The sequence below is a fragment of the Salisaeta longa DSM 21114 genome (assembly GCF_000419585.1).
Lineage (GTDB): Bacteria > Bacteroidota > Rhodothermia > Rhodothermales > Salinibacteraceae > Salisaeta > Salisaeta longa.
This window is the reverse complement of the sequence record NZ_ATTH01000001.1, coordinates 193,226-219,506: the sequence shown is the minus strand read 5'-3', so window position 1 is coordinate 219,506 and position 26,281 is coordinate 193,226. Positions and strand designations below refer to the sequence as shown.

General features: G+C 64.5%; 26 protein-coding genes. 19 read left to right on the top strand and 7 right to left on the bottom strand.

Annotated features, from left to right (window positions below):
• The first annotated feature begins 48 nt into the window (after window positions 1-48).
• The 6 genes from SALLO_RS0100975 (at window position 49) to SALLO_RS0100950 (ending at window position 5,432) form a co-directional block, all read left to right on the top strand.
• Window positions 49-435, top strand: a complete 387-nt coding sequence (locus SALLO_RS0100975) for a YraN family protein (protein ID WP_022834468.1) — start codon at window positions 49-51, stop codon at window positions 433-435.
• 49 nt (window positions 436-484) lie between these two features.
• The gene (gene aceK / locus SALLO_RS0100970) at window positions 485-2,200 is read left to right on the top strand and encodes a bifunctional isocitrate dehydrogenase kinase/phosphatase (protein ID WP_022834467.1); all 1,716 of its coding nucleotides are present in this window, start codon (window positions 485-487) and stop codon (window positions 2,198-2,200) included.
• Window positions 2,201-2,320: 120 nt separating this feature from the next.
• Window positions 2,321-2,866 carry a C40 family peptidase gene (locus tag SALLO_RS14345; protein ID WP_051141237.1) on the top strand — a complete coding sequence of 182 codons (546 nt, stop codon included), beginning with the start codon at window positions 2,321-2,323 and terminating at the stop codon, window positions 2,864-2,866.
• Between the two features lie 144 nt (window positions 2,867-3,010).
• Window positions 3,011-3,502, top strand: a complete 492-nt coding sequence (greA, locus tag SALLO_RS0100960; RefSeq protein ID WP_022834465.1) for a transcription elongation factor GreA — start codon at window positions 3,011-3,013, stop codon at window positions 3,500-3,502.
• A 175-nt stretch (window positions 3,503-3,677) separates the two neighbouring features.
• Entirely contained in the window at window positions 3,678-4,400 is a 723-nt protein-coding gene (mtgA, locus tag SALLO_RS0100955; protein WP_084696085.1) for a monofunctional biosynthetic peptidoglycan transglycosylase, read from the top strand.
• A gap of 3 nt (window positions 4,401-4,403) precedes the next feature.
• Window positions 4,404-5,432, top strand: a complete 1,029-nt coding sequence (locus tag SALLO_RS0100950) for a threonine aldolase family protein (protein WP_022834463.1) — start codon at window positions 4,404-4,406, stop codon at window positions 5,430-5,432.
• Here SALLO_RS0100950 and SALLO_RS0100945 read toward each other — a convergent pair.
• Entirely contained in the window at window positions 5,429-6,070 is a 642-nt protein-coding gene (locus SALLO_RS0100945; protein WP_022834462.1) for a riboflavin synthase, read from the bottom strand. The two genes, SALLO_RS0100950 and SALLO_RS0100945, sit on opposite strands and share 4 nt — an antisense overlap.
• Window positions 6,071-6,219: 149 nt before the next feature.
• Here SALLO_RS0100945 and SALLO_RS0100940 point away from each other — a divergent pair, with 149 nt between their 5' ends.
• From SALLO_RS0100940 to SALLO_RS0100905, 8 genes are all read left to right on the top strand, one after another.
• Window positions 6,220-7,719 carry a sodium-dependent transporter gene (locus SALLO_RS0100940; protein WP_022834461.1) on the top strand — a complete coding sequence of 500 codons (1,500 nt, stop codon included), beginning with the start codon at window positions 6,220-6,222 and terminating at the stop codon, window positions 7,717-7,719.
• Window positions 7,720-7,777: 58 nt separating this feature from the next.
• On the top strand, window positions 7,778-8,368 hold the full coding sequence (locus SALLO_RS0100935; RefSeq protein WP_022834460.1) for a tRNA (mnm(5)s(2)U34)-methyltransferase: 591 nt from the start codon (window positions 7,778-7,780) through the stop codon (window positions 8,366-8,368).
• A gap of 82 nt (window positions 8,369-8,450) precedes the next feature.
• On the top strand, window positions 8,451-10,949 hold the full coding sequence (locus SALLO_RS0100930) for a zinc-dependent metalloprotease (protein WP_022834459.1): 2,499 nt from the start codon (window positions 8,451-8,453) through the stop codon (window positions 10,947-10,949).
• Window positions 10,950-11,222: 273 nt separating this feature from the next.
• The gene (locus SALLO_RS0100925) at window positions 11,223-12,404 is read left to right on the top strand and encodes an AI-2E family transporter (RefSeq protein ID WP_022834458.1); all 1,182 of its coding nucleotides are present in this window, start codon (window positions 11,223-11,225) and stop codon (window positions 12,402-12,404) included.
• A 114-nt stretch (window positions 12,405-12,518) separates the two neighbouring features.
• A complete protein-coding gene (locus SALLO_RS0100920; RefSeq protein WP_022834457.1) occupies window positions 12,519-14,327 on the top strand; it encodes a M3 family oligoendopeptidase in 1,809 nt (602 codons plus the stop codon).
• Window positions 14,320-14,952, top strand: a complete 633-nt coding sequence (locus SALLO_RS0100915) for a class I SAM-dependent methyltransferase (RefSeq protein ID WP_028566755.1) — start codon at window positions 14,320-14,322, stop codon at window positions 14,950-14,952. The genes SALLO_RS0100920 and SALLO_RS0100915 overlap by 8 nt, the downstream gene beginning before the upstream one ends.
• Before the next feature lie 108 nt (window positions 14,953-15,060).
• Window positions 15,061-15,465 (top strand): SPOR domain-containing protein, encoded by a 405-nt coding sequence (locus SALLO_RS14340; protein ID WP_028566754.1) that lies wholly within the window; start codon window positions 15,061-15,063, stop codon window positions 15,463-15,465.
• 46 nt (window positions 15,466-15,511) lie between these two features.
• A complete protein-coding gene (locus tag SALLO_RS0100905; protein WP_022834455.1) occupies window positions 15,512-16,375 on the top strand; it encodes a carbon-nitrogen hydrolase family protein in 864 nt (287 codons plus the stop codon).
• A 105-nt stretch (window positions 16,376-16,480) separates the two neighbouring features.
• Here the strand turns inward: SALLO_RS0100905 and SALLO_RS0100900 are convergent, their stop codons facing one another.
• Window positions 16,481-16,939, bottom strand: coding sequence for a hypothetical protein (locus SALLO_RS0100900; protein WP_022834454.1), 459 nt, complete (start codon window positions 16,937-16,939; stop codon window positions 16,481-16,483).
• Between the two features lie 160 nt (window positions 16,940-17,099).
• Between SALLO_RS0100900 and SALLO_RS0100895 the strand changes: the two genes are divergently transcribed.
• The 3 genes from SALLO_RS0100895 to SALLO_RS17500 all read left to right on the top strand — a co-directional run bounded on the left by SALLO_RS0100895 (window position 17,100) and on the right by SALLO_RS17500 (window position 20,467).
• On the top strand, window positions 17,100-17,870 hold the full coding sequence (locus tag SALLO_RS0100895; RefSeq protein ID WP_022834453.1) for a metal ABC transporter ATP-binding protein: 771 nt from the start codon (window positions 17,100-17,102) through the stop codon (window positions 17,868-17,870).
• On the top strand, window positions 17,867-18,664 hold the full coding sequence (locus SALLO_RS0100890; RefSeq protein ID WP_022834452.1) for a metal ABC transporter permease: 798 nt from the start codon (window positions 17,867-17,869) through the stop codon (window positions 18,662-18,664). The genes SALLO_RS0100895 and SALLO_RS0100890 overlap by 4 nt, the downstream gene beginning before the upstream one ends.
• Window positions 18,665-18,916: 252 nt before the next feature.
• Window positions 18,917-20,467 (top strand): sensor histidine kinase, encoded by a 1,551-nt coding sequence (locus SALLO_RS17500; RefSeq protein WP_084696084.1) that lies wholly within the window; start codon window positions 18,917-18,919, stop codon window positions 20,465-20,467.
• Here the strand turns inward: SALLO_RS17500 and SALLO_RS0100880 are convergent.
• The 5 genes from SALLO_RS0100880 to SALLO_RS0100860 all read right to left on the bottom strand — a co-directional run bounded on the left by SALLO_RS0100880 (window position 20,459) and on the right by SALLO_RS0100860 (window position 24,356).
• Window positions 20,459-21,670 carry a pyridoxal phosphate-dependent aminotransferase gene (locus tag SALLO_RS0100880; protein WP_022834450.1) on the bottom strand — a complete coding sequence of 404 codons (1,212 nt, stop codon included), beginning with the start codon at window positions 21,668-21,670 and terminating at the stop codon, window positions 20,459-20,461. The two genes, SALLO_RS17500 and SALLO_RS0100880, sit on opposite strands and share 9 nt — an antisense overlap.
• Before the next feature lie 37 nt (window positions 21,671-21,707).
• A complete protein-coding gene (gene coaD, locus SALLO_RS0100875; RefSeq protein WP_022834449.1) occupies window positions 21,708-22,208 on the bottom strand; it encodes a pantetheine-phosphate adenylyltransferase in 501 nt (166 codons plus the stop codon).
• 6 nt (window positions 22,209-22,214) lie between these two features.
• Window positions 22,215-22,787 carry an RsmD family RNA methyltransferase gene (locus SALLO_RS0100870; protein ID WP_228702749.1) on the bottom strand — a complete coding sequence of 191 codons (573 nt, stop codon included), beginning with the start codon at window positions 22,785-22,787 and terminating at the stop codon, window positions 22,215-22,217.
• A 57-nt stretch (window positions 22,788-22,844) separates the two neighbouring features.
• A complete protein-coding gene (locus SALLO_RS0100865; RefSeq protein WP_022834447.1) occupies window positions 22,845-23,774 on the bottom strand; it encodes a hypothetical protein in 930 nt (309 codons plus the stop codon).
• 120 nt (window positions 23,775-23,894) lie between these two features.
• The gene (locus SALLO_RS0100860) at window positions 23,895-24,356 is read right to left on the bottom strand and encodes a hypothetical protein (RefSeq protein WP_022834446.1); all 462 of its coding nucleotides are present in this window, start codon (window positions 24,354-24,356) and stop codon (window positions 23,895-23,897) included.
• Between the two features lie 235 nt (window positions 24,357-24,591).
• Between SALLO_RS0100860 and SALLO_RS0100855 the strand changes: the two genes are divergently transcribed.
• Both SALLO_RS0100855 and era read left to right on the top strand, forming a co-directional pair.
• Complete coding sequence (locus SALLO_RS0100855; protein WP_022834445.1) at window positions 24,592-25,314, top strand: pyridoxine 5'-phosphate synthase; 723 nt, start codon at window positions 24,592-24,594, stop codon at window positions 25,312-25,314.
• Between the two features lie 37 nt (window positions 25,315-25,351).
• Window positions 25,352-26,260 carry a GTPase Era gene (gene era / locus SALLO_RS0100850; protein ID WP_022834444.1) on the top strand — a complete coding sequence of 303 codons (909 nt, stop codon included), beginning with the start codon at window positions 25,352-25,354 and terminating at the stop codon, window positions 26,258-26,260.
• The last annotated feature ends 21 nt before the right edge of the window (window positions 26,261-26,281 follow it).

The window sequence follows — 26,281 nt, the reverse complement described above, 5'->3', positions numbered from 1 at the left end:
AGCTTGCTGGTTGCACTTGCGCCCTTATCAACCAACGAACATCCCACGATGGACACGACGAAAGAAATTGGCGATCATGGCGAAGACCTTGCCATGGACTTTCTTACCACGCGTGGCTACCGCGTGATGGATCGGAACTACCGGTTTGAGCACGGCGAGGTGGATGCGGTGTGCTACGACCCCGCGGCGCGCGATGGACGCGGCGAGCTCGTCTTTGTGGAGGTCAAGACGCGCTCCAGCCTTGCCTTTGGTACGCCGGAGGAGGCGGTCACAGACGAAAAACAAGCCCGCATTGCCCACGCGGCCCGCGCGTATCTGTACGAGCGCCAACTGGAAGGCTCGCCTGCCCGCTTCGATGTCGTGACGGTGGTGCTTCGGCAGGGCGACGATCCGGCCATCAACCACTTCCCCGATGCGTTCTGGGCCGGCGCCTGATCCGACCCGGCACGCGGCCCGCTTGTGTCTATCGTTTTGGCTCTGTGCCATGCCCTCACCTGCCGATCTTATTGCCAACGGGTTTGCCGCCTACCAGGCGCGGTTTCGGGTGATCACGCAGCGGGCGCGGCATCGGTTTGAGCAACGCGACTGGCACGGCGGGCGCCACGACGCCACCGCGCGGCTGCTGCTGTACCGCGAGGTGGTGCAGGCCGTGGAGGCCGATGTGCGCCGCGCGCTTGGCTCCGATGCGACCTGCCGGCGCCGGTGGTCCTCCCTCCGCGAAGCGTATGCCGCACGCATCGCCGACCGGCCCGACGCCGAACTGGCCGAAACGTTCTTCAACTCCATTACGCGCCGCATCTTTGACACCGTGGGCGTCGATCCGGCCATCGAGTTTGTGACCACGACCCAAGCTGCTGCCCCCGAGGCTTCTGCCGCTGCCGTCGTGCGCACGTTTACCTCCCGCGGGAGTGACGTCGACTTGTTCGACCGCATCTTGCAGGCGTATGCGCACGACGTGCCGTACGAGGATCGCCTCCGCGATGCACAGGCCCTGGTCCGTGCCGTGCGTGAGCGCCTGCCCGCCGCCGACGGCCCAGGACCGCTCCTTCGCCGCATCACGCTGGCCCGCGCCATCTTCTACCGCGGCATTGGCGCCTACCTCGTGGGCCGCCTGCGCACGACCGATGACGCTACGCGTCCGCTGGTGATCGCGCTACACCACGACCCCCACGGGGTAACCGTTGACGCGGTGCTGCTTTCGGAAGACCGCGTGAGCATTCTGTTCAGCTTCGCGCGCTCGTACTTTCGCGTCGAGGCCGCCGAGCCGCGGGCGCTCATCCGGTTTCTGTCGGAGCTGTTGCCCCAAAAGCGGCGGGCCGAGCTGTACATTTCCATCGGCTACAACAAGCACGGCAAAACGGAGCTGTACCGCGACCTGCTGCGGCATTTTGCACATGCCACCGACACCTTCGAGCGGGCGCCGGGGCAGCCCGGCATGGTGATGACCGTGTTTACCATGCCAAGCTACAACATGGTGTTCAAGGTCATCAAAGACCAATTCGACTACCCGAAGTCGACGACCCGCCAAGCGGTCATGGAGCGCTACCACGTGGTGTACAAGCACGACCGCGCCGGCCGCCTGGTGGACGCGCAAGAGTTTGAGCACCTGCGCCTTAGCCGCCGCCTGTTTTCTGATGCGCTGCTCGACCGCCTGACCGACGAGGCCGCGCGCACGGTGCACTGCCGCGACGGCCGGGTAATTCTGGATCACTGCTACGTCGAGCGCCGCGTAACGCCCCTCGACCTGTACCTGCGCACGGCAGCGCCCGCCGACGCCCGCGCGGCTGTGCTGGACTACGGACAAGCCATCAAAGACTTGGCGCGCACCAATATCTTTCCGGGCGACCTGCTGCTTAAAAATTTTGGCGTGACCCGGCACGGGCGCGTCGTTTTTTACGACTACGACGAGCTCGGCTTCGTCACCGACTACACCTTCCGCACGAAGCCCGCGCCCCGCACACACGCCGAGGAGATGGCGGCCGGCGCATGGTTTTATGTGGGCCCCGCGGATGTCTTCCCCGAGGAGTTTCGCGCCACTATGGGCCTTTCCGATGCCCTCATGGCGGCCTTTGACGCTCACCACGGCGATATCTTTACGGCCGATTTCTGGAATGCCCTGAAGCAACGCCTGCAAAACAACGCCATCATTCCCATTTTGCCGTATCCCTCGCGGTACCGCCTGCCCCACCGCACCGTTTAGGCTACCGGCCAACGCGCTACGCCATTGATTTTCGTAACGTCGCGCGGTTATGTTGCGACTGTACCCATAGACCCGATGCGGTGCCCGCTTTTTTTGCTCGCCCACAGGACTCGTCTCGTCATGCGCTCCCCCTTGCACGCCTCCTGGCTGATTGGTATTGCCGCCATGTTGTTGCTTGCCGGCTGCTCATCCTCGCGGCCGGCGACGTATACCTCGTCTGCTGCGGGCGCCTCCACCGCCGAGCGGAGCCTACGACGGGCCGCGGCTGAGTGGGCGGGCGTGCCGCATCGCTGGGGCGGCGAGTCGAAGCGGGGCGTCGACTGCTCGGGGCTTACCCTTCGGTTGTACGAGCGCGTGTACGGCCTGCAGCTGCCGCGCACCACCGAGCAGCAAGCCTCCGTTGGGCAGCGCGTAAACCGGCTCCAAACCGGCGACCTCGTCTTCTTCAAAACAGGCGCCAAGAGCCGTCACGTGGGCGTCTACATCAGCAACGGGGAGTTTGTGCACGCGTCCTCAAGCAGCGGCGTGCGCATCTCTCGGCTCTCCAACCCGTACTGGCAAGAGCATTACTGGATGTCGCGGCGCATCGTCCGCTCCACTGCAAACCGCGCAGCCACACGCCGGTCATCCGCCACGCCCACACCCGCATCGCGGAGCGGATGGTAGTGGAACTTCTGCACTTCTCAATCGAATCATACGGTCCGCACGACGCCCATTGCTGTACTGTACGCCGCTGCCGCTTCGCCGGCCGTGGCGTTCTTTTTTCGTAAGGGCGCACTCATTGGTAGTGTCACACGCTTATCGCACTTTATGGCTGATCAACAACGCACCATCTACTTGACCGCCGAGGGCCTGCAAGACCTGAAGGACGAACTGCATTTCTTAAAGACCAAGGAGCGGAGCCGCATCGCCGATGAAATTGCCGAGGCCCGTGCCAAGGGCGATCTCTCGGAAAATGCGGAGTATGACGCGGCCAAAGAAGAACAGGGCAAGCTGGAAGCACGCATCACGAAGCTCGAAGACACCATCGCGCGCTCACGCGTGGTGAACGAAGACGAAGTCGACACCACCAAAGCCTACATCCTCTCGGATGTGACGGTCAAGAACTTGGCCACCGATGCCGAGCAAACGTACACGCTGGTCTCGGAACAGGAGGCCGACGTCTCGCAAGGCAAGATTTCTGTGGAAAGCCCCATTGGCAAGGGCCTGTTGGGCAAAGAGGTCGGCGACGTGGTTGAGATTAAGGTGCCGGCCGGCAAGGTAAAACTAGAGATTGTGGGCCTCGACCGCTCGCTTGGCTAGGCTGTGTTTGAAAAATCAACGTGAGCGCGAGCCCGTGGGGGAAGCCGGAGCTGCAAGGCGTTCGAAGCAGCGATAGCGGGCCTACCGCGATGCAGAACAACGCAGCAGCAGCGGCTCTCCAACCGGGCGCAGTCCGCGAGGTGTTTTTAAACACAGCCTAACACGGCCTCTTGCCATGCCTGATCCGTCTGCCCGACCCGCCCGTTCTTGGCCTGCCCGCCTCTGGCACGTGGCATGGCGCACAGTGTTGGGGGCGGGCATTTTCTATTTTGGGATGTGCCTCGTGTGTCTTACCACCTACCGGTACGTCTTTCCACTGACCACCGGCGTGCAGCTGCAGCGCCGCGTGGCGGCCTGGGCCGACGGCCGCGCGTTCACGAAGCGGTATGCGCCCGTTCCCCGCGCGGCCATCGACGACGACCTGCCCCTAGCCGTGGTGGCAGCCGAAGATACGCGCTTCTTTCAGCACGCGGGCATCGACTGGGCCGCGGTGGAGGAGGCCCTTGAAGACAACGCGCGCCGCGATGACCCCCGCGGCGCCTCCACCATCTCGCAGCAGCTCGTCAAAAACCTATTCCTGACCACGCACAGCACGTGGCTGCGCAAGGGCCTGGAGGTGCCGCTGGTGTATATGGCCGAGCTGGTGCTGTCGAAAGAGCGCATCCTCACGCTCTACCTCAACGTGGTGGAATGGGGGCCGGAAGGCATCTTTGGCGCCGAAGCGGCGGCGCGCTTCCATTACAACCAGCCCGCCGCGCGCCTCACGCGCTACCAGGCCGCGGCGCTTGCGGCCATCCTCCCGAACCCGCGCGAGCGGCGGCCCTACCGCATGGACTGGTACACGCGCATCATTTTGCAACGCATGCACACGCTCCAACGAATTTCGCCCCACCTGTAATCCATGATCGACCTCCGCAGCGACACCGTCACCCGCCCTTCTGAAGGGATGCGCCGTGCCATGGCCACCGCCACCGTGGGCGACGATGTGTACGGCGAAGACCCCACCGTCAACCGGTTGGAGGCCGTGGTTGCAGAGCGCCTCGGCAAGGAAGCTGCACTGTTTGTGCCCTCGGGCGTGATGGCCAACCAGATTGCGCTGCACGTGCTCACACGACCCGGCGACGAAGTGATTGTAGAGCAGGGCTCGCACATCTTCAACTACGAATCGGGGGCACCCGCGCTGCTCTCTGGCGTGCAGCTGCGGCCCGTACCCGGCGCCGGTGGCCGCCTGAGCGCCGACGACGTGACGGCCGCCCTTCGCCCCACGGGCGCCGTCTTTCCCGTCACGCGGCTTGTGTGCCTCGAAAACACGGCCAACAAGGCCGGCGGGCGCATCTACACGGTCGACCGTATCCAGCGCATTGCCAACGCTGCCCGCGCGCATGACCTGCGCCTGCACCTCGACGGGGCCCGCTTGTGGAACGCGAGCGTGGCGACGGGCACGCCCGAGCACGCGTTTGCTGCGCCGTTCGATACGGTGTGGGTCGCCCTCTCAAAGGGCCTCGGCGCGCCGGTGGGCTCGGTGCTGGCCGGCAGCGCCGACCGGATGGCGCGCGCCCGTCGCGTACGCAAACAACTCGGCGGCGGCATGCGGCAATCGGGCATTCTGGCCGCCGCCGGCCTCTACGCGCTGGAGCATCAGTACGAGCAGCTTGCCACCGATCATGCCAACGCCCGCTGGCTGGCCGAACGCCTGGCCGATCTGCCGGGCGTAGCGCTTGACCCCGCCACCGTAGAGACGAACATCATCATCTGCGACGTGCCGGGGCGTGATGCAGCGGCCCTGGCCGAGCAGACGGCGGCCGACGACGTGCACATCACGCCGTTTGGCCCCGAGACGCTGCGCATTACCCTGCACCGTGACGTCGACCGGGCGATGCTCAAGCGCGCCTGGCCCGTACTCAAAACGCACCTTGGCCGCGCGGCTTAAGCCGACGCGTCGAGCCACTGCTGCGCAAGCGCGGTGGCGTCGGGGCGGTCGCGGTCGGTTTGCAGGGCGCGTACCACGTACTTGCCCACCATGTCGAACTCGATGTTGACCGGCGTGCCCGCCGCCCACTCCGCGACGGTCGTGTGCGCGTAGGTATGCGGGATGATGGCCACCGTGAGGGTTTCGTTCGTAAGACGGGCCACGGTTAGGCTGATGCCATCGAGCGCTACCGAGCCCACCGGGATGAGATAGGCGGCCTTATCGGCCGGATACTCCACGGTGTAAAGCCAGTCGGTGCCCTCGCGCGTCACGTCCACCACGGTGCCGGTGCCGTCTACATGGCCCTGTACAAAGTGGCCGTCGAGGCGGTCGCCCGGCTGCAGCGCGCGCTCGAGGTTCACCGCGTCGCCCGCTTCCAGCGCACCAAACGTTGTTTTTCGGAGCGTCTCCTCGATGCTCACCACGTCAAACGTGTCGGCATCGGCGCGCACCACCGTCTGGCAGGCCCCGTTAATCGACACGCTTTCGTCAACGGAGAGCGCATCGGCAAACGACGCTGCGATGGTCAAGCGGCGGCCGCCATCACGCGCTTGCACCGCGTGGATGCGCCCCACCTCCTCGATAATTCCGGTAAACATAGCCTACAAGGGTTCGATCAATACGTGCGCGGCGGGTGTACGGCGCGGGCCGCGGCGCGTTCACCGAAAAACGCGACCGATTTGCAACCCATGCCTCCGCGCCGTTACTCTACAAGGTGCGTTTGCCTTTCGGTCAGATTTCTCCACGTATGGCTGCTTCTTCCAACGACCAGCGTTTTTCCTCGCGCCTCGGACTGCTCCTTAGCGTGCTGGGCATTGCCGTAGGTACGGGCAACATCTGGCGCTTCCCGCGCATTGCGGCGACCAACGCCGGCGAGGGCGGCGCGGGAGCCTTCTTGGTGGCGTGGCTGGTTTTCCTGCTGGTGTGGAGCATCCCGCTCATCATTGCCGAATACGCGCTGGGCCGCAAGGGCCGGATGGGCATCGTGGGCACGTTTGCGAAGGTGGCCGGGCGGCGCTGGGCCTGGATGGGCGCGTTTGTTGGACTCGTGGCTACCGCCATCATGTTCTACTACGCGGTGGTGTGCGGGTGGGCCCTCTTTTACTTTGTGGAAGCCGTCACCAACCGGCTGCCGCTATCCACGACGGCCGCGCAAGGCGTGTGGGATCAATTTCAGAGCGGCGGCACGCCGGTCCTATTCCATGCCCTGGCCATGCTCGGCGGCGCCTGGGCCGTGTGGAAAGGCGTTTCCTCGATTGAGCGCGTGAACAAAGTGCTCATCCCCACCCTGTTCGTCATCTTGCTGGCGGCGCTGGGCCGCACGCTCACGCTCGACGGGGCGTGGGAAGGCCTCGCGTTCCTGTTCACCCCGGATTGGTCAACACTCGCGCGCCCCGAGGTGTGGCTGGAGGCCCTCACCCAAAACGCGTGGGACACCGGCGCAGGCTGGGGCCTCATCCTCACGTACGGCGCCTACATGCAAAGCCGGCACGGCGTCGTGAAAAACGGCCTCATCACAGGCATCGGCAACAACATCGTATCGCTGGTCTCCGGGATGATCATCTTTGGGACGGTGTTCGCTGTGCTGGGCAGCCAGATGAGCCGGCCCGAGATTTTGTCCGTCATGCAGCAGAGCGGACCGGCCGGCACGGGGCTCACTTTTATCTGGATGCCACAACTCTTTCAGGCGATGCCGCTGGGCCGCCTGTTTGCAATGCTCTTTTTCTTGGGCCTCTCGTTTGCGGCCTTCAGCTCGCTCATCTCCATGATTGAGCTGGCCACGCGCACCGCCGTCGATGCCGGACTGAATCGCTCGAAAGCAATTGCCGCTGTGGGGGGCGCGGGCTTCGTGCTGGGCTTGCCTTCTGCCCTGAGCACCACGGTGCTGGCAAACCAGGACTTCGTGTGGGGCGTGGCGCTCATCATTTCGGGCGCGTTTGTGGCGTTTGCGGTTATTCGCTATGGCGCCGCGCGCTTCCGCACCGAAGCCATTGCGCAGGTCCCCGGCGACATCGATCCGGGGCTGCTCTGGCAGCGCCTGGTCGGCGGCGCGGTGCCCCTGCAAGCCGTGGTGCTCCTGAGCTGGTGGCTGTATCAGGCCGCGGCCGTGTACACCGATCAGTGGTACAACCCGCTGGAGCCCTACAGCATTGCCACCTGCTTGGTGCAATGGGGCCTTGCGCTGGTGTTGGTGGTGGCGCTGAACCGCTGGCTTGCGGCGCGCACCCTCGGCCCGGCGCGCGCTTGAGGTCCGGCCGCCTGTGGCTCCTCGTTCCATGCCCTCAACCCACCCCACGGCCCGCGTCATGCCCTTTCGTTCCATTCTGGATCAGGCCCACCACCTGCTGCACGAAGCCGCGGCGGCCGCGCCACCCGACAACCGGTGGGGCGTGGATGCCACCGTGGGCAACGGCCACGACACCGCCTTCCTGGCCGAAACCCTGGGCCCCAACGGCCACGTCATTGGGTTTGATGTGCAAAAGGCCGCACTCGAAGCCACCACGCGCCGCCTGGCCAACCGGCAGCTGGCCGACCGCGTGACCCTGCACCATGTGGGGCACGAGCACATGGCCGCGCACCTCCCCGCCGACGCCCACCATGCCCTGTGCGCCGTAGCCTTTAACCTGGGCTACCTGCCGCGGCACGACCATGCCATCATCACGCGGCCCGCCACCACCGTGGCGGCGCTCCAGGCCGCGGCCGCACACCTGCGCATTGGCGGACGCATCAGCGTGGTGTGCTACACCGGGCACGCCGGCGGCCCCGACGAAGCGGCTGCCGTGCAATCGTGGGCCGCGGCCCTTCCGCCCGACGCCTTCGAGGTCTTGGATTACCGGTTCGTGAACCAGCGCCACGCGCCGCCCCGCCTCGTTGTTGTGGAACGCATCTCCTCGTGATGAACCGCGCGAACTTCTGCGCTCCCTCAATCTTCATACGTATCGGTATTTGTCTTTTCCATCACAGGGACTCTCCGACCGCATGAGGTATCGATACACGGCGCGGCTGGGCCTGCTGCTGGTGCTCGCACTTGGCGTGCTCACCGGCTGCTCCAGCTCACAAGCCACAACGTCCACCAGCACACAAAGCACATCATCGCAGCAGTCGAGCGACGACACCGACGACGACCTCAAAGCCTACAGCGAGGTCATTACCGACGAAGCCACAACCGATGAAGGGCTCATCACCACGCACCGCGTCGGCGACAAGCTCTACTTCGAAATTCCGAATGAGCTGTTCGGCGACGAGCTGTTGATGGTGTCGCGGATCGCCAAAACCGCCACCAACTTCGGCTACGGCGGCGAGAAGGCCAACACGCAGGTGCTTCGGATGGAGCGCCGTCCCGAGAAGGTGCTATTGCGCGTGGTGAGCTACCAGAACGTGGCCAACCCGGAAGATCCGGTGTACCGCGCGGTGCAAAACTCCAACGTGGAGCCGATCATCGCGGCCTTCGACATTGAAGCGCTCAACGACGACTCCACCGCCGTGGTTGTTGAGACGACCGACCTGTTCACGAAGGATGTGCCGTCGCTCGGCATTCCGCAGGGGGCCCGCGAGCAATACCGCGTGCGCCGCCTGGATGGCGACCGGACGTACATTGACGATGTGGAGAGCTTTCCCAAAAATCTCGACATCGAAAACGTCCTTACCTACACGGCGCAGAACCCACCCTCGAACGAGTCGACCAACAGCCTTACGGTGGCCATGAACCACTCGCTCGTGCAGCTGCCGAGCGACCCGATGCAGCCGCGCCTGTGCGACAAGCGCGTGGGGTATTTTGAGGTGGAGCGCACCAACTACAGCGCCAACGCCCAAAAAGCCAAAGAGGAGTGCTTTATAACCCGCTGGCGCCTTGAGCCGAGCGACCCTGCGGCCTATGCCCGCGGCGAGCTGGTGGAGCCCAAGGATCCGATTGTGTACTACATCGACCCGGCCACGCCCGAGAAATGGCGGCCGTACCTGGTGGACGGCGTGGAGATGTGGAACGAAGCCTTCCGCGCCGCCGGTTTCAAAAACGCCATCGATGCCCGCCTGCCCTCGGAGGCCGACTCGACCTTCGACCCCGACGACATCCGCTACTCCACCATCCGCTACTTTGCCTCCGACGTCCAGAACGCCTACGGTCCGCACGTGCACGACCCGCGGACCGGCGAAATCCTGGAATCGGACATCGGCTGGTACCATAACGTGATGAACCTGCTGCGCAACTGGTACTTCGTCCAGACAGCCGCGGCCAATGCCGAAGCCCGCGGGCGCACGTTCGACACCGAGGTGATGGGCAAGCTCATTGCATTTGTGGCGGCCCACGAGGTCGGCCACACCATCGGCCTGCCGCACAACTGGGGCTCTAGCTATGCCGTCCCGGTCGACTCGCTCCGCTCGCCGTCGTACATGAAGACACACGGCACGGCGCCTTCCATCATGGACTATGCCCGCTTCAACTACGTGGCACAGCCCGGCGATGGCGTGACCAATTTTATGCCCAAGATTGGCATCTACGACAAGTGGGCCATCAAGTGGGGCTACACCGACATCGAGGGATCGCCTGAAGCGGATACCGAAACCCTCGACGAGTGGGTGCGCAGCCACGCAGGCGACCCGTACTACTTCTACGGACGGCAAACACTTGCGCCGGTCGATCCGCGGTCGCAGCGTGAAGACATCGGCCACGACGCGGTGCGCGCGAGCGAACTGGGGCTGGCCAACTTGAAGCGGACCGTGCCCAACTTGGTGGAGTGGACCCGCAAAGACGGCGCGAACTACGAGACGCTGGAAGAGCTCTACGGCGCGGTTGTCAACCAATGGGGCCGCTACCTCGGCCACGTGGGGCGCACCGTGGGCGGCGTCTACGAGACGTTTAAAACATACAACCAAGATGGACCGGTGTACACACCCGTGGCCCGCGAGAAACAGGAGCGCGCCATGCAGTTCCTGATCGACCACGGCTTTGCGACGCCCGCCTGGCTCGTAAATGCTGAGGTGACGCGCCGCTTTGAAGCCACCGGTACCATGAACCGCATCCGCGAGGAGCAAGTAGATGCGCTCAACCTCATCCTCGATCCGCAGCGCATTGCGCGCTTGCTGGAAGCCGAGGCGGTGGAAACCGATGTGGCGCCCTACCCGGCCGAGGCCATGTTTGCCGACCTGCGCAATGGCGTATGGAGCGAGCTTGACGACGGCGAAGCCATTGGGCCGTTCCGCCGCAACCTGCAGCGCGGCTACCTGCAGCGCATGCACTACCTCATGACGGAAGACATCGAACCGATGGAGCTGCCGGACTGGGCCGAGGATTATCTCATCTACACGCCCGTAAACGTGGTGCAGTCGGACCTCCGCGCACTGGTGCGCAGCGAGCTGAATACGCTGCAAGACAACATTGCGCGCGCCCTCCGCCGCACAAGCGACGATGCCACCGAGATGCATCTGCGCGACGCGCTGGAGCGCATCGACCGGACGCTGAACCCGGAGCAGGATGCCTAACCGGCAGATTCTGCTGCAAAGCAAACGGCGCCCGGCTTCCGCTCCGGGACGCACGCTACGCCCCGACCGGCCGTAACGGCTGATCGGGGCGTTTTTTGATGCACCGCCCGTCCGCTACGCAGCCCACAGCCCAAACGCCCGAGCGAAGATCCGCTGTGATCGTTTGGATCATGCGGCCCGCCGGTTGCATTTTGGTTGTGCGCTCCTGTTACTTTCGGTAGCCGCTGGGACGGCTGTTCTTATCCGCGCTCATCTCTTGCATTCGCTGGTGCCATGCCCGATGAACCGCTGCCTCGTACCGTACCGCCGCCGCAGCACCGCGCCGTATCGCCGCGTGGGCAGCAGCCTGCCCCACAACATCCGCGCGCGCCGAAGGGGTCGGGGGACGGATTCACCATTGAGCGTGTGCTTCGCTGGGCGCTGGCGATCGGTGTGCTGGCGGCCGCGGGCTGGCTCCTCTGGTATTTTGCCGCCCTCGTAACCTATTTGGTGGTAGGCGGCATCATTGCTTACTTGCTGCGCCCGGTGGTCGACCGGATTCAAGCGCTGGGCCTCCGCCGCACACCGGCCATCTTGCTGTCGTTTGTTGCCATTGGCGGTGTCATCGCCATCCTGGCCAACTCACTCATTCCATTTGTGGCCGGACAGGTCCGCGAGCTGTCGCAGCTCATCTCCATCGATGCCATTGCCAATGCCGCGGCATACACCGAGAACTGGCTCCAGCGTGTCTCGCCAATCCACCTGGAGGATGGGGTGGTGGTGCGCAATGTGCGCCAGGCGCTTTCCAACCTCGTGCAGGGCGACCTCATCGAGGGCAATCAGGTGGCGCAGACGGTGAGTTCGGTGGTGGCGCTCCTCACCAACATTGTGTACGCCGCTATCATCATTCCCTTCATCACCTTCTTTTTGCTGAAGGACGGCGCACAAATCCGGCAGTACATGCTGGGCATGATTCCGAATCGTTACTTTGAGATCACCCTGGCGATTTTGGACAAGGTGGAGGAGAACATTGGGCGCTACTTCCGCGCGCTGTTCCTGCAAGCCACGCTCATCGCCATCCTGGCATCTTCGTTCCTCGCTATCATTGGTCTGCAAAACCCGGTGGCCATTGGCATCTTTACGGGATTGGCCAACACCATCCCGTACTTTGGGCCGTTCATGGGCTTTGTGGGCGGCACCATTGTGGGCATTGCCCAAACCGGCAACTTTGCGTTGGTGCCGGGCGTGGCCGTGGCCATGCTGCTTACGCAACTGGCGGACAACGTGCTGCTGCAGCCCATCATCTTCTCGCGGGCCGCGCAGGCGCACCCGCTGGTCATTTTGTTTGTCGTGCTCATCGGGGCGCAGCTCGCCGGCATCGTGGGCATGCTCGTTGCCATTCCGCTGGCCACTACCGTGCGCGTGGTGGTGCAGCAGGTGCTGTGGAGCGTGCGCAACTACCGCGTCCTCTCGTAGCGCACTCGTAGTACGCGCCAGGGCCGCTTCACAGCACGCGGGCGCCGCGACAACAAAAGCAGGCCGGCGGGGTTCAGCAGCACGACGCACCCTTTCATCTTTTCCTTTTGCCCTATGGAACAGACCGCCACGGGGGCCGAGCACGTTCGCTGGGACCTCTCCGACCTGCACGCTTCGCCGGATACGCTCGACGATACGCTGGCCACGCTGGCCGAAGAGGCGGCGGCGTTTGCCGAGCGCTACCACGGACAAATCGCCGCCCTCGATGCGCCCGCCCTCGCCGAAGCGCTGGCGACGGTGGCCGACCTGCAAGATCGCATCGGCCGTGCGTACGCCTATGCCTACCTGCACTGGTCGACCGACACCAACGACCCCGCCCGCGGCGCGCTCCTCCAAAAGACGCGCGAGCGCTACACCCAAATCCACAAGCAACTGCTGTTTGTGAACGTGGAGTGGGCCGCGATTGACGAGGCCGTAGCCCACGAGCGCCTGCAGCATGACGCCCTGGCGCCCTACCGGCACTACCTGGCGCTGGAGCAAGCCCACAAGGCCCACATCCTGAGCGAGCCCGAGGAAAAGATTCTGTCGGAGATGCAGGTGACGGGCCGCAGCGCCTGGGCGCGCTTCTTCGATGAGACCGTTGGCGCGCTGCGCTTTTCGATGGACGGGGAAACGCTCACGCAGCAGGAGATCCTCTCGAAGCTCTACACCGCCGATCGGGACGTGCGCCGCCGCGCTGCTGCGGCGTTTACCGAGGGCCTTACCGAGGAGCTGCGCACCTTTACGTTCGTCTTTAACACGGTGCTTGCAGACAAAGCGGCCACCGATCGGTTGCGCGGATACGACCACTGGATGCAAAGCCGCAACGAAGCCAACGAGGTGGACGATGCCACGGTCGATGCGCTCATTACGGCGGTTACCGAGCGCTACGACCTCGTGGGGCGATTCTACCGCCTCAAGCGCCGCCTGCTCGACCTCGACACGCTCTACGACTACGACCGCTACGCCCCGGTGGCCGCGGCCGACACGCGCTACGACTGGTCCGATGCGCAAGACGTGGTGCTGCGCGCCTACGCCGACTTTCACCCCGACATGGCCGATGTGGCCCGCCGCTTCTTTGCCGAAGACTGGATCGATGCCGCCGTGGGCGAAGGGAAGCGGAGCGGGGCCTTTAGCCATGGCACGGTGCCGAGTGCGCATCCGTACGTGCTGATGAACTATACCGGCCGCCCGCGCGACGTACAGACGCTGGCGCACGAGCTGGGGCACGGCGTGCATCAATTCCTCTCGCGCGAGCAAACGATCTTTCACCACGGCACGCCGCTCACCACCGCCGAAACGGCCTCCGTGTTTGGCGAAATGCTCGTCTTTCAGCGCCTGCTGGCCCAGGAAGAAGATCCCGGCAACCGGCTGGCCCTGCTCGTGAGCAAGATCGACGACACGCTGGCCACGGTCTTCCGGCAAGTGGCCATGAACCGCTTCGAGGCCCGCATACACACCGCGCGGCGCACCGAGGGCGAGCTGTCGACCGACGCGCTCGATGCGGCCTGGCTGGAAACGCAAACGGCCATGTTTGACGGCGCCGTAACCCTAACGGATGATTACCGGCACTGGTGGAGCTACATCCCGCACTTCATTCACACCCCCGGCTACGTGTACGCCTACGCGTTTGGCGAGCTGCTCGTGCTGGCGCTGTACGAACGCTACCGGCACGCCGGCGATGCCTTTGCCGACCGGTACCTGGACGTGCTGCGGGCCGGCGGCTCCGACTGGCCCCACCGGCTGATGGCGCCGCTGGGCGTCGACCTTACCGCTGTCGACTTCTGGCAGCGGGGCCTCACGGCCATCGAGGACCTGATTGGCCGCGCGGAGGCCCTGGCCGACCGTGATGCGTCCCCGACCGATGCCGCGCCCCATGCCTGACCGCCCAAGCAGTACACCCGATTTCTGGGATGCACGGTATCGTGCGCAGGCCGCACCGTTTGGCACGCAGCCCGCGGCTATCGTGCGGCAGCAGGCCCACCGCATCGCGCCCGGCAGCGCCGTCGTGGGCCTTGGCGCGGGCGACGCGCGCTCGCTGGTTGCCCTGGCCCACGCGAAGGAATGCACCTGCACGGCGGTCGATTTCTCGCGGGCCGCGCTCGATCGTGCCGCCGCGGCTGCCGCGGCAGCTGATACCGCGCTCGAAACGATACACGCCGACCTGCGCACGTGGTCGCCGCCGCGGCGCTGGGACGTCGCCCTTGCCACCTTCGTGCAATTGCTTCCGCACGAGCGCCCGGCGCTGTACGCTGCGCTACGCAACAGTGTGCGCCCCGGCGGGTGGATGCTGGGCGCTTGGTTTCGGCCGGCACACCTTGAAGGATCCTTCGACCGGGTCGGGCCTACCCGCCCCGATCGGATGGTGCCGCCCGCCGAGCTGCGCGCGGCCTTTGCTGCCGACCGGGTGGTGCAATGCGAACCCATCGACGGGCCGCTAGACGAGGGCGGCTTCCTTGCGGGCCGCGCCGCTACCGTGCATCTTGCCGTTCAGCGCAGCGGCGATTAAGCAAACGTTGCGTTCGGGTTCGCTCTGTTCCTATATTGAACACGCGTGTGCCATCCCGTATGGGATCGTGCTGCGCCGACCTGCTTCACCTAACGAAGGCCTTCATCCATGACGCTGTCTCGTGTTTTTGTTGCCGGCGGGCTCGCCCTGCTTCTTGCCGGGTGCGCAACCCCGCGCAATACGGCGCCGTCGGCCGGTGCCCCCGCGCCGCCGGCCGAACGCCCGGGACGCCCCGTGGAGCGGGTGTACCTGGTGCAGCTCGATCAGGTCGATGCCAAAGCGCGGGCCGACTCTGTGGTGGCTGCTACCTTTGCGTGGTGGCGCACCCTGCGCCCGCGCCCCGAAGCCCTTGCCTCCTACGATGACCCGCCCGTGCGGATTGTGTGGAAGCCTCCCTTTTATCGCGTGCGCCTCGGGCCGTTCATCACGGAGCAGCGGGCACGCGCCGCCCTCCAAACCGCACAGTCGGCGTTCCCCAACGCGTTTGTCGTTCCGCATCGCGTGGCCCCCTAACGACGCGCATTCCTTCATCGTTTACCTCACCACCTACACATACCCCATGGACATTGCACTGGTACAGCAGTACGTTTCAGAAAGCTCAATGGAGACGTCGCAACAGAGCCTGCGCGCCATTAAAGATGCGGCCGAGGCCGGCGCCCGCCTTGTCATCTTCCCGGAGTTGTCCTTCACGCCCTATCTTCCACAGATCGATCCCGTGGACCGCGAAGACCTCGTGGACGTGCTCGACCTAGCCGAGACCGTACCCGGCCCCACGACCGAGTCGATGCAGGAGGCAGCCGAGGAGTACGATGTTGCCATTGTAGCGAATGTTTTTGAGCGGGCCGGCGATACGGGCTACTGCACCTCGTTCATCGTAGACCACGACGGCTCGTTGGTCGGCGCCTCGCGGATGATGCACGTGCCCCAGTACAGCGATGCCTACGCCCGCGATTACTACGCGCCCGGCGACAGCGGCACGCCCGTGTTTGAAACGTCGGTGGGCACGGTCGGGCTTGCAACGTCGTACGACTTCCACTTTCCGGAATACATGCGGGGGCTTGCCGAACATGGGGCCGAAATCGTGGCCGTACCGCAGTCGCGCGCGGGCAAGCGGTGGGCCCGCGGCGTACCCGCAGCCGAAGTAAAAACGGCCGCATTCCAGCAGGGATATTTTGTTGCCGGCGCCAACCGGTTGGGCCGCGAAGACCGCCTGTTCTTTGACGGCGGCTCGGTGGTGGCCGACCCGCTGGGCCGGGTCGTGGCCAAGGCCCCGCAGGGCGAAGCCATCATCCTCATGGCTTCCCTCGACAAAGAGCTGCTGCAGGATGCGCCGGCCAAGCGCTTCTTCCTGCCCGACCGCAAAACGGAAGCCTACGAGCAAGGCGCTGTTCGCTCGACGGCATCGGTTGATGTGTCCGTCTAACGCGGCGTCTTGCGCGCACCCCGTATCCACAGAAAAGCCCGAGGCCCACACTGAGGCTTCGGGCTTTTTTCGTTGCATCGTTTCGTGCAGTGCGCGCTGTGCCGGTTATGCCATGAGCGGCGTCCAGAACATCAGAACCAAGAGCACGAGCCACAGCAGGTGCCCTACGCCCGTCCCAATGACGACGCGTTTGCGCGCACCGTCGAGTGAGCCTTCGGCTCCGGTCGTAACCGCTGCTTGAATCGTTTGCCACCCGCCACGAATGGCGAACCACTGCACCAGCACCAGCACCACAATCAGCGATGTGGCAGCATGATACTGCGGCCCATACGCCGGATTGGTGAAGCCGCCTGCCCAAAAGAAGGCCGCATAGGAAAAGACCAGTGTGAGTACGGCAAAAAGCGTCATGAAGCGCACCGTCTGACCGGTATCTTCAGCAAGCGCTTTGGCCGCTTGCCCCGACTGGTTCAGCACGTCCCGCACGCGGCTGCTCAGGCGCAGCCCTAGCCCGAACCACGCTGCGGCTGTGATAATGTGGAGAATGACGAACAGCGTTTTAATCATGAAACCGGAGCATCAATGAATGGAACGATGACGAGCCATCGGGACTTTCACACGAGCCAACGGGCGTGAGGTGCCACGAAGAATGCGCGCAGTACACGTCCGTTACGCCCGCACCGCCCGTTGGCCCGCTGCCTGCTTTTCATTGCGCTCGAAATCGTCCATGCCTGATGCTTCGCCGCCGCCTGTTCGTATTGCCGACTTGTCGGTGCGGCGGGGGCATCAGTTGGTGGTGCGGAATGTGCATTTTACGGCGCATGCTGGCGACTTTGTGGCGCTCGTAGGACCGAACGGAGCAGGCAAAACGACGATTCTGAAGGTTTTGCTCGACCTGCTTCCTGCGGCGACGGGCACCGTGCACCTATGGGGGCACGCGCCGGCGCAGCGCCCGGTGCGCCGCATTGGCTATGTGCCACAGGCCAAGACGCTGGATCGTACGTTTCCAACGCGGGCCGCCGATCTGTTGTACGCTGCAGCACAGCGGCGTTGGCCGATGGGCGGATGGCTTCGAACGCCGGACGCCGAACAGCGCGTAACGACGGCCCTGAAGCGCGCAGACGCCACAGCCCTTGCCGACCGCCCGCTCACCGAACTCTCGGGCGGCGAGCTACAGCGCGTGTACATCGCGCGGGCCCTGGTGCACACCCCCGATCTTCTGCTGCTCGATGAGCCGACCACCGGGGTCGACGCGACCGGCGCCGCTGGCTTGTACGACGTCCTGGAGGCGTATCGGCACACCCAAAACGCCACCATCTTAATGGTTACGCACGACTGGAATGCGGCGTATCATCACGCCAGCCACGTGCTGCTCCTCGACCAGGAGCAAATCCAATACGGTCCGCCGGCCACGGCCCTAAGCGAGGCCTGCCTGCGCCGCGCCTTTGGGCACGTGGGGCACTCGCACGCGATGCACTTGGGCGCCTCCCCGACATGATGGATGTCCTTGCTTCGTCCTTTATGCAACGCGCACTGCTCGCGGGCCTCGTGCTGGGGGCGCTCGCTGGCTACTACGGCGCGCTCGTCGTACAACGCCGCATGAGCTTTTTGGGCGTCGGGCTCTCGCACGCTGCGTTTGGGGGCGTTGCCCTGGGCCTGTGGCTGGGCCTGCATCCGCTGGGCGTCGCCGTGCCTTTTGCCGTTGGCATTGCGCTGCTCATGTTCGGCATCGAGCGCACCGAGCGGCTCAGTGCAGACACGGCCATCGGCGTCCTGTTCGCCGTGAGCATGGCGCTTGGCATTTTCTTTTTGTCGCTGCGTCCCGCCGCCACGTCCGATGCGTTTGCCTACCTCTTTGGGTCCATTCTTGGCATTCAGCGCACCGACCTGTGGATTATCGGCGGAGTGGCTGCGCTTGGCGTGGGCTCTGTGCTCCTCTGGGGCCGCTGGGCCTACGCGACGTTCGACCGCGACCTTGCGGCGGCCGATGGGTTGCCGGTAGCGCGCGACGATGCGATGCTTTATGTGGCGCTGGCCGTTACCACCGTGGCGCTCGCAAAACTTGTGGGCATCGTGCTGGCGGCCGCCGTTCTTGTCATCCCCGCGGCCACGGCCCGGCTGTGGAGCACGTCGTTTTATGGCATGACGGTGGGCGGCATGCTCATCGGTGCTGGCGGCACGGTCGCCGGCTTGCTCGCCGCCTATGCCGCCGACCTCCCCAGCGGCGCGGCCATCGTGGGGGTCTTGGCGCTTCTCTTTGGCCTCGCCCTGCTGCTTGCCCCGCGGCCGTGACAACTCTGTTGCGGGGTCTCATCTTTTGGTGCACGGTGTGGCAAGACTTTTGTCGGGTACTGGGGTAAGCTTTGACCTTACTTCGTTGGCCACGCAGGCACATTGTGCAAACTGGCACCGAGACGGAATATATTCACCGCTTGGTGTTTTCAAAAAGCCTGCAGGGCCAGATCAGGGAAAGCAGCATGTGGGCGTTTTTACAGGCCCCTTGCTTGATGTTACGAAACGTACCACCATACGTATCCCTGACTTATGCTACATTCTCCCCACCGTACGGCAAAATCTACCCCTGCTGCTTGGTCTGCTCCAACCGAACAGCCCGCGCCCGATCGCCCCACGGCGCAGCCATCGGCGCAAAACGCCGGGGCGTCTCGCACGGCGTGGCACCGCCTGGCTCGCGTCGTCCATCAGCTGGCGGGCGCGCCAACCGGCGTGTTTGCCCCGGCAGCGACCCAGCGGTCGCTAGTCGCATATGCCGGACCGACGTCGGAGCGCGATGCCCTTGCCGCCTGGGCAGCATCTCGATTGCTCCCGACCGACCACATCCTCCACGAAGCGGACGACGCCCTCAACGGAGCCGTGTACAGCCGCCCGATTCGCACCGCGGCCGGCGTCCGGTGGCTGTGTGTACTGGCCGACGCCCCGTTGCCCGCGCCCTTGCGGACCCAGATTGATGACGTCATCGCCCTGATGGATAGCCCCGCGCCTGATGCGTCGGCCGACGAACCCGGCATGCCGCTGCTCTCGGCTTTGCCCATCGCCGTCTATCGCTCTACGCCGTCCGGGCGCCTCCTCTATGCCAACGAGGCCCTCCTCACCTTGCTGGGCTACCCGCCCGACACGCCGCTTGCTTCTATCGACCTGGAGGCGCGCGACTTCGCCGATGTGGAGCGCAACGCGTTTAAAGAAGCAATCGAAGCGAATGACCGCATTGTAAACCGCAACGCAACACTTGCGTGTGCCGACGGCTCTACCGTTGAGGTATTGGAAAGCGCCCATGCCGTGCGGGATGCGCACGGACACATCCAGTACTACGAAGGACTCATTGAAGATGTGACCGCCCGGCGAGCTTACGAACGCGAGCTGGAACAGGCAAAGGTGCGGGCCGAAGAGCTGAGTCGCCTGAAGTCGACTTTTCTTGCCAACATGAGCCACGAGATCCGCACGCCGCTCACCTCCATCGTGGGCTTTGCGGATGTCTTGCGGGAAGAGGTTGACGGATCGGCTGGCGAGATGGCCGACCTGATCCAGAAAAGCGCCCACCGCCTCAAAGATACGCTGACCTCCGTGCTCGAACTAGCGCGCCTGGAAGGCAAAAACGAAGCGCTGGATGCCACGTCCTTCGACGCGGTAACGCAGGTGCAAGAGAGCGCTGAGCTCATGCGCCCGATGGCCGAGAGTAAGGGGCTGCGCTTCGACGTCGACGTACCAGACCACCCCGTCGAGGTCCGTCACGACGCCCGCGCCCTGCACCGCATCCTCACGAACCTTACCTCGAACGCCATTAAGTACACCGAGCGGGGCAGCGTCACGATTCGCCTCGCCGCGCACGATGCAGGCGTCACGTTTGAAGTAGCCGACACAGGCCCTGGCATTGCACCGGCGCATCAGCACCAAGTGTTTGACGCTTTCGAGCGGGTTGCCGCCCAGTCGTATCAAGAGGGCACCGGGCTCGGGCTTTCCATCACCAAGCGGCTCATCGAGCTCATGGGCGGCACGGTGCAGCTAAACAGCACCGAGGGCGAAGGCAGCACGTTCGCCGTCACCCTTCCGTACACGCTTCCCGCACCCGACTCAGCGTAGGGCGTTCAGGCCCTCGGTGATGCGGTCGAGGGCCGTTTCCAGATCCTCCATCGACGAGGCGTACGACAGGCGCATGCCCTCGGGCGCTCCAAACGCTTCGCCGGGCACGAGCGCCACATGGCAGTGCTCCAGGAGATAGAAACACAGGTCTTCGCTGCTCTCGATGCGCGTGCCGTCGGGCGTGCGGGCGCCGAGCACGTCGGCAATGTGCGGGAAGAGGTAGAACGCCCCCTGCGGCTCGGGACAGGTAACGCCCGGCAGGGCGCGCAAGCGCTCCAGCACGTAGTCGCGGCGCTGCCGAAAGGCCGCAACCATCTCTTGCACGGGGCCCGGTCCCATCTCCAGCGCTGCGATGCCCGCCTTCTGTGAGATGCTGCTTGGGGCCGAGGTGAACTGCCCCTGCACCTTTGCCGCCGCGTCCCGGATGGGCGCGGGCGCCGCGAGGTAGCCCAGGCGCCAGCCCGTCATGGCATACGCCTTCGAGAAGCCGTTGACGGTGACGGTGCGCTCCTGCATGCCCGGCAGCGCGGCAAACGACCGATGCTCGGCATCGTACAGCACGTGCTCATAAATTTCGTCGGATAGCACGTAGAGGCCATCGTAGGCGCGCACCACCGCGGCGAGGGCCGCGAGTTCGTCGGGCGTGTACACGGCCCCCGTGGGGTTTGAGGGCGAGCACATCACCAGCAGCCGCGTCTTATCGGTAATAGCCGCATCAAGCGCTTCGGGCGTCAGCCGGTAGCCATCGTGCACCGACGTAGGTAGCGTAACCGGCGTTGCCCCTGCAAAGCGCGCCATCTCGGGATAGCTGACCCAGTAGGGCGCCGGGATGAGCACCTCGTCGCCCGCGTCGCACAGCACGTGAATGCCCAATGCCACCGACTGCTTGGCCCCGTTGGAGCACAAAATTTGGTCGGCGCTGTAGCTGAGTCCGTTGTCGGCCGCTAGCTTTGCGGCGATCGCCTCGCGCAGCGCCGGCATGCCCGCATTCTCGGTGTAGTTGGTGAATCCGTTTTGGATGGCGGCAATGCCGGCCTCTCGAATGGGTGCCGGCGTGTTAAAATCCGGCTCGCCCGCGCTTAGGGCAATCACCGGATGGCCCGCGCGGCGCATGGCCCCGGCGCGCGCCTTCATCGCAAGCGTCGCCGACGGTTGCATCGCGTCCACGCGGCGGTTGAGGCGAAGGGCAGAAGCAGTAGACATGGCAATGGGCTCTTGGATAAAAATAACGGGCGGCTGTTTAGCGGGCCCCGGCTGTAGCGGCGCGCTTCGCGTGGAGGGCTTCCACCACAGGCGGCGGCACAAACTTGGATACGTCGCCCTCCCAGCGGTGCGCGTCGCGCACCATCGAGGAGCTGATGAGGGCGTACTCTTCGGAGGTCATCAGGAAGACCGTTTCGATGTCGGGGGCGAGCTTGCGGTTTGCGAAGGCCATCCGAAACTCGTAGTCGAAGTCGCTCACCTGCCGCAGCCCGCGCACCAGTGCCACGGCGCCGGTCGCCTCCGCGCGGTCCACAATCAGACCCTCGTGCGAGGCGACGCGCACGCCGTCCAGGTCGCTCGTGCACTCGCGGATCAGCGCAATGCGCTCCTCGGTTGTAAACAGCGTTTGCTTATCCGCATTCACGCCCACCGTCACCTCCACCTGGTCAAACAGGCGAAGGGCGCGCTCCAGCACGTCGCGGTGGCCGTACGTAAACGGATCGAAGGTGCCGGGATACAGCGCAAGCTGGCGGTCCATAGCGGGCTACGCGTCGTCAGAAACGGGGGCAAGCGGCGGGCGGAAGAGGGTTACGACCGTGCGGCCGTACCGGCGCGTGGTCATCTCGCGGGGGTGGTCGTCAAACCATTGGTCCGTGCTGTGCTCAAGGGTAAGCACGCCGTCGGTGTCGAGGTGCTCCAACGCCAAATCCGGCAAACGCTCCAGCGCCGGGAGTTCGTACGGCGGGTCGGCCATGATAAGATCGAGTGCCGGCCCCTGGTAGCGCTCCAGGTACTGCACCGCATCACCGGGGATGAAGATGCAGCGGTCGCTAACGCCCAGCGCCTCGGCATTGGCCCGCGCATAGTCCAGCACTTGCGGATCTTGCTCAACGAACGTGACGAGGGCGGCCCCGCGGCTTAGGGCCTCCAGCCCCAAGGCACCCGTTCCGGCAAACAGGTCGAGCACCGTGGCGCCTTCCAGGTAGATACGGCTGTCGATGAGGTTGAAGAGCGACTCGCGGGTGCGCGCCGTCGACGGGCGCGTGGCGTGCCCGGGCGGCGCGTCGATCCCATGGCCCTTCAGTTGACCAGCAATGATTCGCATAACGGCAGACAAGCTGTGCGATAAACAGAGACCACTCGTACATTCTGTTCATCTGTTTGGTTCGACGCGCTATTGCAGCGCGCCCCCAATGGACGCCACAAACGGGCCCGGTGTGGCCGAGGGCAAGTGCAAATCATCAGGGATTTGCACCGCCCACGCCGGATCCATGATCTCGGGCTCGATGTCGAGAATGGTTTGGAGCGGTGCGTAGGCGTACGGGTCTACGTCCAATCCGTAGATGAACAGCCGCCCAATCGCGTCCAGCGGAATTTCGAGACGGTTGAGCAGCGCCACGGCAAAGTATGCCCGGTCGTTGGGCGATGCGGCATTGGTGGCGTGGTGGCTAAAGTACCACTGCCGGTCGCGCGCCAGGGCATACTCGGTGTGCCCCGGAAATTGGCCCACCGAGAGTGCATACGGCCGCAGGGCCTGCTCGTGGGTAACCTCGCGGAGCTCTTGCGTGGCGGCCGCCCGGGCGGCGGCCGCAGTGCTCAGTTGCCACGTGTACCGCGGAATGTCGAGCGCATTCACCAGCTGCGAGAGGCGGGCCTCAATGGCGCGACGCACCGCCAGTACATGCACCCACATCACCGCATCGCCCTCGCTGTCGGTTGTGGTGCGCACCGTAGAGGACGTGAGGCTGAGCCGGTGCGTCTCGGTGGTGCCTGTGAGGAGTGCCGCCTGCTTTAAAAGCTGGCGTTTTCGGTCGCGCACCGAGAGCTCGGCCGAGATTGGCAAAAAGAATGACCACACGTGCGGCGGATGCACCAGCACGCGCACTTCGTATGCCGAGATGCCTGCAAGCCGTTCCGCTAACGGCTCCGCAATGCGCGGAATGGCCGCGGCCGTTTTTTCCGTCAACAGGGCATCTACCACGTCAAACGGCAGGTCGCATACCCCCACCTGCAGCAGGTGCGGCGGATCGGTGTCCTGATCGATGACTGCGTACCGCACCGCCGTGCCGTACAGGTCGATAGCAGCAAAAATCGATTCGCTCATGGCTTACACGCCAAGCGGCACACGCTGTGAAATGATCGGTCGATCGGCGCACATACGAACAGCTGCACGGACGCATAATCCATGCAGCTGCCAAGCGAAGAAAGAGCGCTGAAGGCGCACCTACTCCCAGGACGCCGCATTGGTTTGCGTGGGGTCCGGCTCCAACGTTCCAATTTTGTCGTCGGTGTCCGGGTCTTGCAGCAGGTACACGCCCACACGCCCGGTATCGTTCACCGTATACTGAAAACGTTTGCCCGTGCGTGGAGAGTAGAGGAGCGAGTCGAGGTTGATCGGTTCGCCAAAGACGCTGTCTTGGTAGGTGCTAAGCACCGAGTCGCGGCGAATGTGCTGAAGCAACAGATTCAACGAGTCGGGGAAGACCGTGCTGTCGCGCTCGTAGTCGACCAGTGCCGTGCGGATGTCCGTCATGCGGTCGCGCACCTGCTCGGTGATGCGACGTTGCCGCTCGATACGCTCGTACGGTTCCGTGATGGATCTGTACAGGACGTATGAGAGCCCAATGATGAGGAGCACCAGAACAACCTGAATGCCTGTGCGAAGACCTTGGCTACCGAAAGCCATGTGCGCGTGGGTGGATGATGATTGGCAAAAACGACATTCGTATGCTGATCGCTGCGGATGAATCCGACAGCATCGCCAAAAATACAGGGGGGCGCGCCGAATTGCAACTCTCCCCTCCGTAGAATCCGCAAAATCCGTTTGGGCAGCGGCCGGCGGCGCCATTCCGCAAAACAAAGGGCCGCATGCAGGGTTCGTCGGGTACACGTGTCCGTTTGTTCGGTTCAACAGCTCGCTTATGAATCTCCTAATTAACGTCGACCATGTGGCCACCCTGCGCAATGCGCGGGCGGAGTCGTTTCCGGACCCGGTGCACGCGGCCGCCCGATGCGAGCACGCCGGGGCCGACGGCATTGTCTTTCACCTGCGGGAGGACCGGCGCCACATCACCGAGCGCGACGTGCGCCTGCTCCGCGAAACCGTGACGGGCAAGCTCGACTTCGAGCTGTCGACCGCCCCCGACGTGGTGGCGATTTGCTGCGACGTGGCGCCCGATCTGGCGACGCTTGTGCCGGAGCGCCGCGAGGAGATTACCACCGAGGGCGGCCTCGACGTGCCGGCCAACGCCGAGCGTCTCGAGGCGGTCGTCCCGCAATTGTACGACGCGGGCGTCGCGCAGGTCAGCCTGTTTGTAGACCCGGTGCCCGCGCACATTCGCGCGGCCCGCGCGGCGGGGGCCAACGCTGTGGAGCTGCATACCGGCGACTATGCCAATGCCCGCACCGCCGATGCGCGCGCAGCCGAGCTGGAGCGCCTTGCCGCAGCGGCCGCCGTGGCCCACGACGAAGGCCTGCGCGTGCATGCGGGCCACGGCCTCGACTACCGCAACATCGCCGCCTTCTGCGACGCCGTGCCGCACGTGCACGAGGTCTCCATTGGGTTTGCCATCATGGCCCGCGCCATCCTTGTGGGCCTCGATACCGCCGTGCGCGACATGGCTGCCCGGCTCCGCACCGCGTAACGCCTCATCGTTTTTTGTCTCTTTTGCGTCCTCGTTTATGCCTCCCTCAGGTTTCGCTTCCGTCCCCGACGATCATACCAGCGGCTACGTCGCGCTCATCGGCCCGCCCAACGTGGGCAAGTCGACCCTCATGAACGCGCTCCTCGGCCAAAAGCTGTCCATCGTCACGCGCAAGCCGCAAACCACCCGGCAGCGCATCATCGGCATCCACTCCTCCGATGCCCACCAGATCATCTTCCTCGACACGCCCGGCATCATCAAGCCGGAGTACGAGCTGCACCGGGCCATGATGGGCCAGGTTGAGCACGCCGTGCGCGATGCCGACCTGCTCCTCTTCTTGCACGATGCCACCAAGCAACGTCCCGAAACCTTCAGCCTGAAGCAGCTGGGCGGCGGGCGGGCCTTTTTGGTGCTCACCAAGCTCGACCTCATCCCCCAAGACGACGCCCTGCCGCTCGTCGAGTCGTATGCCGAGCACCGCGAGTTCGAGGAAATTATTCCGGTGTCGGCCCGCAAGGGGTTCAACCTCGACCGCCTCATGGAGCTCGTCGTACAGGCCCTGCCGCAGGGCCCGCCCTTCTACCCGAAGGATATGATCAGCGAGCACCCGGAGCGCTTCTTCGTTGCCGAAATTATCCGCGAGAAGGTCTTCCAGCTCTTCCATCAAGAAATTCCGTACTCGGTGCAGGTGAACGTGGTCGACTACGAGGCCCGCACCGACGAAAAGGACTTCATCGACGCCGAAATTGTCGTCAACAAGAAGTCGCACAAGGGCATTCTCATCGGAAAAGGGGGCACGGCCATTAAGCGTCTGGGGCAAACGGCCCGGCCCGATATCGAATCGTTCGTGCAGTCGCCCGTCTACCTGCAGCTCCACGTAAAAGTGCGCGAGAACTGGCGCGACACCGAGCGGATGCTGCGCTCCTACGGCTACCGCGACGCGTAATCCTCCTTCGTTCTGACCCGT